6 protein-coding genes and 1 pseudogene are annotated in these 6629 nt (G+C 33.3%); all 7 read left to right on the forward strand.

The features are described 5' to 3' along the window. The first annotated feature begins 183 nt into the window (after positions 1 to 183). The 7 genes and pseudogenes from BJR36_RS11305 to BJR36_RS11330 all read left to right on the forward strand — a co-directional run bounded on the left by BJR36_RS11305 (position 184) and on the right by BJR36_RS11330 (position 6532). Positions 184 to 1053 (forward strand): DUF7686 domain-containing protein, encoded by an 870-nt coding sequence (locus BJR36_RS11305; RefSeq protein WP_091234234.1) that lies wholly within the window; start codon positions 184 to 186, stop codon positions 1051 to 1053. Between the two features lie 444 nt (positions 1054 to 1497). After that, a pseudogene (locus tag BJR36_RS11310) lies at positions 1498 to 1905 on the forward strand (hypothetical protein); the annotation flags it as partial. A gap of 303 nt (positions 1906 to 2208) precedes the next feature. Further along, positions 2209 to 2919, forward strand: a complete 711-nt coding sequence (locus tag BJR36_RS11315) for a LytR/AlgR family response regulator transcription factor (RefSeq protein WP_091234237.1) — start codon at positions 2209 to 2211, stop codon at positions 2917 to 2919. Further along, on the forward strand, positions 2920 to 4242 hold the full coding sequence (locus BJR36_RS11320) for a sensor histidine kinase (protein ID WP_091234240.1): 1323 nt from the start codon (positions 2920 to 2922) through the stop codon (positions 4240 to 4242). Between the two features lie 96 nt (positions 4243 to 4338). Continuing rightward, positions 4339 to 4935 carry an accessory gene regulator B family protein gene (locus tag BJR36_RS11325; RefSeq protein ID WP_091234243.1) on the forward strand — a complete coding sequence of 199 codons (597 nt, stop codon included), beginning with the start codon at positions 4339 to 4341 and terminating at the stop codon, positions 4933 to 4935. After that, complete coding sequence (locus BJR36_RS20325) at positions 4922 to 5071, forward strand: hypothetical protein (protein WP_169823671.1); 150 nt, start codon at positions 4922 to 4924, stop codon at positions 5069 to 5071. The genes BJR36_RS11325 and BJR36_RS20325 overlap by 14 nt, the downstream gene beginning before the upstream one ends. A 249-nt stretch (positions 5072 to 5320) precedes the next feature. Continuing rightward, the gene (locus tag BJR36_RS11330) at positions 5321 to 6532 is read left to right on the forward strand and encodes an amidase domain-containing protein (RefSeq protein ID WP_091234246.1); all 1212 of its coding nucleotides are present in this window, start codon (positions 5321 to 5323) and stop codon (positions 6530 to 6532) included. Positions 6533 to 6629: the final 97 nt, after the last annotated feature.

Here is a 6629-nt window from a genome sequence, read left to right on the forward strand (position 1 = left end):
TTATTTTTTTGATATTGGGGAGAATTCACAATGAAATGATAGGTCTTCTTGTGATGGTGTCGGAGAAAATAAGCATACCTACAAAAAGGTCTTGCAAAAAAACATCTTAAAGCGACATCTGCCGGTAAGGAATATTATCCGTCTGGCGATAAGGGTAATCCCAATGGAAAAGGAGAGACGTACATGCTATGCGATTGCTGTAAAAAAGAAGAATCCGTCATTCAAATCAGTGGAGTCGGCCATTTTTGCATGAAATGTCATAATGACCGGATGCTGAAACATTTCGAAAAACAGGATGATTTTAATTACCAGGAAACTATTTATATATACGAGAAAAACGGAACTGTCCATCAGTTCGAATTGAAGCACCTGATTCTGGGCGCCATTGTAAGCTGGGAGGCAACAGAGGTCGGTGGAGGATACCATGTCAAAGAAATATCGCACATTGATGACGATACTGGGGTTGTAATAAACAGATTCTATCAGAAAATTATAACAGCAGTTAGAAGCAAGACCATTGAAAAGCGGGGAACGGAGCATAGAATTGATAATTTGCTTCTTCGAAATGAACAGTATTATTCATTGGCTAATAAGGGGACTATTAGCATTGAAGATAATAGACACGGGGATATTGTATTTCGAATTGATGGAGAAGTGTTCACACCCGATGAAATGGCGAAAATGCTCGGTTCCTATGCAGGTTTTTCTATGCAATATCAGATTCATGATGCTACAGAGCCAGTATTAGCAGAGGATGAATTATTGATGTCGGTGAAAGTCGGCAAGAAGCAGCTGACAGAAGATCTGCTTGAGAATATTAATAGATATAGTGACGGTGAAAATTTCATTTCCTATAAGGATGTTTCTAATTTTGATGAAGCAGTAGGAAGTATTATTGATAGGCTGGAACTGTTATATAATTCATTTCGAAGAGATGAGGCTAAGGAAATTGGCAAGGAACTGATACGCATTTTGCAGGATATAGAGACGGATGATGACTGGTTTCCGGATAATATGGTGGATATTATCAGGAATATTATTGATAGGATATAAACGAAGGTTAATAAAAATGATGGATTGTTTTATAAGATAATCTGCATTATGGGAATCGGTATATGAAATGTATAATAAAGCAGTATGCTTGGAAATGGCAATGCATGAGAAGGGGAGGTCATGATGAGCATGTGGCTTTTTGTTTTGGATCAAAATCAATTGTGGGGTGGGAGATTATTAGAAATCAATGATTGTGTTGATGGGGAATTATAGTGGGAATCATAAAACAAAAGGGGTTTCAGGGGATTACATCCACTAGTATCTTTGTCACAGTCACATTGTCAAGCAATAACCTCATCTGGTGAGTGATAATTTAAACATGTTTGTGTTGGCATTTAGTAACTAATAAAATGAGCACAATACGAAGTTTGCAAAGTACAATTTAGTGGAAGTGAATTTTATTAGGAAATGTTTTAGCAATTATTTGTTGAATATACTTGGAACGATATGTTCCAAAACCCAACGCATGTGGAAACGGTCGTTCTTTTGTCCCAACAAAAACCGAATGATCGAATTGAGGTCGACTTGGACTTGGATGAGCTGGATGCGACTAGTGCTGAGACCAAGGCGACTTATGCAGAGATTAAGGACTATGTGTTGAAAGAGCATGGATTAAAGGTTTCCAATCTGTATATTTCACAGGTAAAAAGGAAGTGTGGATTGGAAGTTGGGGAGAATTACAATCTGGCGAAGTCGGAGGGAGCAAGAGGTCCAGTGGACCTCTGTTCTGCGCGGACCGAAGCGGTAGCGAAGACTGCGAAGCAACCAAATTGTCCAGAAGATAAGGAAAAGGCGATTGTTGATGCACTGAAGCATTTTGGGATGTTTGTAACAATAGAGACAGCTTTCTAAATTGTACTAAATTAAACATTCGAAAATCACTTAATTCACAGTCAATGTGAGTTGGGTGATTTTTTGTAAACTAGACAGTGAATGAGGACAGATAAAAGATATAGAAAGGAAGTGCATTGAAATATTCTTCCAATAAACATATAATTAAAAATGATTGGCAATTATAGTAAAGTTATGTAAAAATAATAAGATATGAAAGGGTTGATTTTAAAAGTAAGGGAAAATCTTGAAGAGTATATCGTACAAAAAGTAAGGAATCCGACTTGAAACTATCATTAATACATTTTCAGAGGGGAGAAAAATATGTTAAAGATAGCAATCTGTGAAGATGATAAACAACAGCAACAAATTATAGAAAGATTAACAATTCAAAGTGAAAAAGCTCAGTCTGCTGAAATAGTCAAATTTGATTCAGGTGAAGATTTGGTCAAGGCTTATAATCAAGAGCAAAGATTCTCAATAATACTGCTTGATATGCAAATGAAAGAATTGAATGGTATACAAACGGCTGAGATGATCCGAAAATATGACAAAAACGTTATAATCATTATTATAACATCCATACTTGAATATGCTGTAGAAGGATATAGTATTAACGCATTTGAATTCATTTTAAAGCCTATAGAAGAACTAAAGTTTAGTAAGATAATAGACAAGGCAATAATAAAGCTAAATGAGGATGAAAATAAGAACTATATAATACAGACAAGAGAAAAAACATTAGTGCTTAGGTTATCAGATATTGTATATGTCGAAAGTAATAAGAAAAAGGTTACAATTCACGGGGTAGAAGAAGTATATGTTAATAATGAGAATATTACTGAAGTAGAAAAAAAGTTGTCAGATGAAGGTTTTGTCAGAATCAGTAGATTCTATCTCGTTAACATGCAGTATATCAAAGAAATCAGGGTTGATGGTATCAAACTAACTACGGGTATTAATTTAAATTATAGTGAAAAATTAAGCAATCAGATTAAGGAAAGATACATGAATTTCATGATGGGAGATATGTAAATGGAAAAAGTTCTAATGGAGATTATTATTGCGATAAATAATCTTTTTGGATTGTTTATCGTGATGCGATTTTTTGACTATATTTTTACAAAAAAAATCTTGACAACAAAAGTAAGAAATATTCGCCTTATAACAGTACTAATTGTCGCTATCACGGGTAATATTCTTACAAGTGAATTAGGGATTGCATTGGTGTTTGCTTTCATTATTTATTCTATTATTGCATATTGTTTTTATCAAGCCAGGATTCAGATTAAGCTGATAGCATCAGTCTTTTTTATAATATTTTCATTTGTGACTGAGTTACTGGCAGCATTGCTTTTAACAGCGGTTTTTGGAAATGTTATTCAGAATATCAGACAGAATACAATGTATCTTTTTTTGGGAGGGGTTGTTTCAAAAATCATCCTTATGGCACTGACTGAAGTGATTATCCGGTACAGAAGTAGAAATGCCTCAAAAGTAACAATTGGCTCATGGTTACTGATTGTATCAATCCCGATAGTTAGTGTTGGACTCGCTGTTATCAGTGTATATGAGCCCATAATCACGAATAGCTATAGTTACGTTTCGGTAATATCATGTTTGTCGATTCTGTATATTAATATTATCACCTTCTATTTGTTTGATAGTATCATTATTCAAGTGAACGAAAATAACCAATACAGGTTCAGGGAAAATGTAATGCGTACACAGCAGGAACAGTATAAAAATATTATTGAAGGATATAATCAAGTCAGGAAAGTACGACATGATATGGTGGGACATTTAATAACACTGGATGGCTATTTAATGCAGAATGATTATAATAAAGCTGTGGATTATATCCATAAGCTTAGTGATGAACTTGATCTCGGAAAGAGAGGAGTTATTTCGAATAATGTTATTGTCGATGCTCTTATCAACAATAGAAAATCCCGTATATATGAAGAAGGTATAGAATTTAAGGATGAGATGTTCATTCCACGAGAGCTTAAAATTGATGATATGGACTTGTCAATTGTATTAGGGAATATATTGAATAATGCAATTGAGGGTTGCTCAAGGATAAAAGAAGCTGAAAAAAAGAAAATAATTGATTTCAAGATGAAATATAAACGCGAAAGCCTACTAATTGAAATGAAAAACTCATGTGAACTAAATACAATAAGGCAAAGAGACGGAGACTTTATTTCTTCTAAGACTTATCGTGAAAATGATGAGTTTGGAATAGGTTTAGGTAATGTTAAAGTAATTGTTCAAAAATATAATGGAATCTTTCAAGCAGAACTGGAGGGGGAGATGTTCGTTATAAAAATAGTATTACCAGATATCAATGTGTAAAGTTTTTCGTTGCTCTTCAGGGGTGTTTGGTTCCCTTTCTATTGAAAATGAAAATCAGGATGTTATAGTAGTATCAAATTGTTAAGGAGATTATCTATGAAACAGTTTGCAAATGCTATAACATCTTTTTTGTTGGATGAAAAAATAATAGAAATCGATGAATTGGAGATTTATCGGTATGGTACGGAACAGATATTAATTAATTTTATGGTTTTTGGGAGCATAAGCATTGTTGCAGCAATATATAACCTTTGGATTGCTACAATATCTATGTTTGTTGGATTTATGCCAATTAGAATGATAGCTGGCGGGTATCACGCTAATACGATTAGAAAATGTAATATACTAACATTTTCGGTTTATATATCCAATATGTTCGCAATTCAAAAATTGAGAGATGAGATAACATATCCGCAATTTGGGATGTTGTGCTTAATCACGGTAATTCTGATATTCTTATTTGCGCCAGTTGATCATAGGAATAGGGAGATTAGAAAAGAGAAAAAGGAACATGTAAAAAGATATAGTAAGGTAATTGCAACTGTACTGGCAACGTTTTCGATTATTATGGTTGCAGTTTCAAATGAAATCGATATCATTCCACTAGGAACTATGATGGGTGCCTTTACAGCATCTGTTTCATTATTCATAGGAAGTATAAAAAGAAGGAGGGAAAGAAATGAAGAAACTTGATTTTCTACGAAAATATGCTGGAATATCATTTGCCTTTTTGGCTTTGATAGTCGCACAGGTTGCATCAACTCAGTTTAGTTTGATTTTTTTTCAGGATGAAGTTCCTGAAAAAGTCAAAGAGCTAAGAAAACGCTAATTGGACACGAGATGCTACATGCATATGGAGGAAAAGATACTTATTCTAGTGATCAAAACTCATCGATAATGTATGGATATTCAAGTGGCACGGCTATGGGTGTTACATCAGATGCAAATAGCTTTTTAAATGATAAATATTGATTATCAACAAACGAAAGAGGTGATTCTATTGATTGAATTTTATTAACGTAATTATAACTTTACTATTCTATATTCTATGTAATTAATTTGAACGGAGGAAAATCAAATGAAAAAGACTATAAGTTTTCTACTTGCAATTGTAATGACAATTAGTCTACAAACAGTTGCACTTGCACAAACCAATAGCCAGATGCTAAACTCAGACTATGAAGAAGTAAAAAGTTTTGTTTCATCATATTTTGATGTTATTGACAAATCATTATCCGAACTGTCTATTAGTCCTGAATTGAAGAACTATTACAAATCTGAAAATTGTTTAGAGTATATTTCAATAGACACTACAATTCAACATCGACTACTCCAAATTTCTGATTTACACTATTCTGACTACAAAACAACTCTTTCTTTCGAAGATATTTCGTATGATGGAGAATCATTTAATGTGATTGTAGACAAAAATACAGATATGTATTTTAACTGTTTCAAGGGTGAACCATCAAGTATATATGAAAGACATATCATTGATATTGTAAAATCGGAGAATGATACTTTTAGAATTGTTTCTGACAACTATAGTGATGAAATAAAAGATTTATTAAAGTTATATAGAAATTTTTCGAATACTACCATGACTAACAACATAGAAAAGGCAAAAAACATATTATTACAAGAAAGTAAAAATAATGTCGCTTTACAAAAATCTGAACTGGAGTTACTAAAAAATGAAGCTATAGATAATAAGGGAAAATTACCTGCTGAAGAAAAAAATATATTAAGTGGATTTGGATTTCATGCGTATAATAGAAACGCAGCACAATCTTATGCCTACACGTATGTGCTTTCACCAAATTCTAGTTACGTAAATTTTGAATCTATGGGTGGTAATTGTACTAATTTTACATCTCAGTGTTTAAGAGCTGGTGGAATACCATTTGATGAAATTGGAGGACATCAGTGGTACTATTATAATTCTACTAATAGAGCACCGGCATGGACAAGTGCAAATTATTTTAGGACATATTATAAGAATAATGTTGGTTCATCCTCTATAAAAGGTATTAAAGCAGTTACTAGCGATTTTGCAAGTATGCGCTTAGGAGATTTGGTTCAACTAGTAAGTAGTGGTACGGCTTCACATAGTATGTTTATTTCTTCTCCAATCTATGACAACTGGGGTAGTGATGATCCCTGGAAGTATAAATATGATGTGGGTATTTGCCAAAACTCTACTTCCGTAGCAGGTAGGCAGAAAAACATTCCACTAAGTACCAAACCAACTAATCGTGAATATGTTCATATCGAAGGAAGTTATTATTAATGACTCAAACTTCGCACATGAATAAGTGCTTATGCACCTTGAAAATTCAATAATAACTGGCATAAAAATAGCATGAAACCATCTGGTTTGGTATAAT

This window comes from Anaerobium acetethylicum, assembly GCF_900096945.1.
GTDB lineage: Bacteria > Bacillota > Clostridia > Lachnospirales > Lachnospiraceae > Anaerobium > Anaerobium acetethylicum.

Coding starts and splice junctions, on each gene's coding strand:
- BJR36_RS11330 (WP_091234246.1), top strand. CDS start 5,321: ATGAAAAAGACTATAAGTTTTCTACTTGCAATTGTAATGACAATTAGT.
- BJR36_RS11305 (WP_091234234.1), top strand. CDS start 184: ATGCTATGCGATTGCTGTAAAAAAGAAGAATCCGTCATTCAAATCAGT.
- BJR36_RS20325 (WP_169823671.1), top strand. CDS start 4,922: ATGAAGAAACTTGATTTTCTACGAAAATATGCTGGAATATCATTTGCC.
- BJR36_RS11320 (WP_091234240.1), top strand. CDS start 2,920: ATGGAAAAAGTTCTAATGGAGATTATTATTGCGATAAATAATCTTTTT.
- BJR36_RS11325 (WP_091234243.1), top strand. CDS start 4,339: ATGAAACAGTTTGCAAATGCTATAACATCTTTTTTGTTGGATGAAAAA.
- BJR36_RS11315 (WP_091234237.1), top strand. CDS start 2,209: ATGTTAAAGATAGCAATCTGTGAAGATGATAAACAACAGCAACAAATT.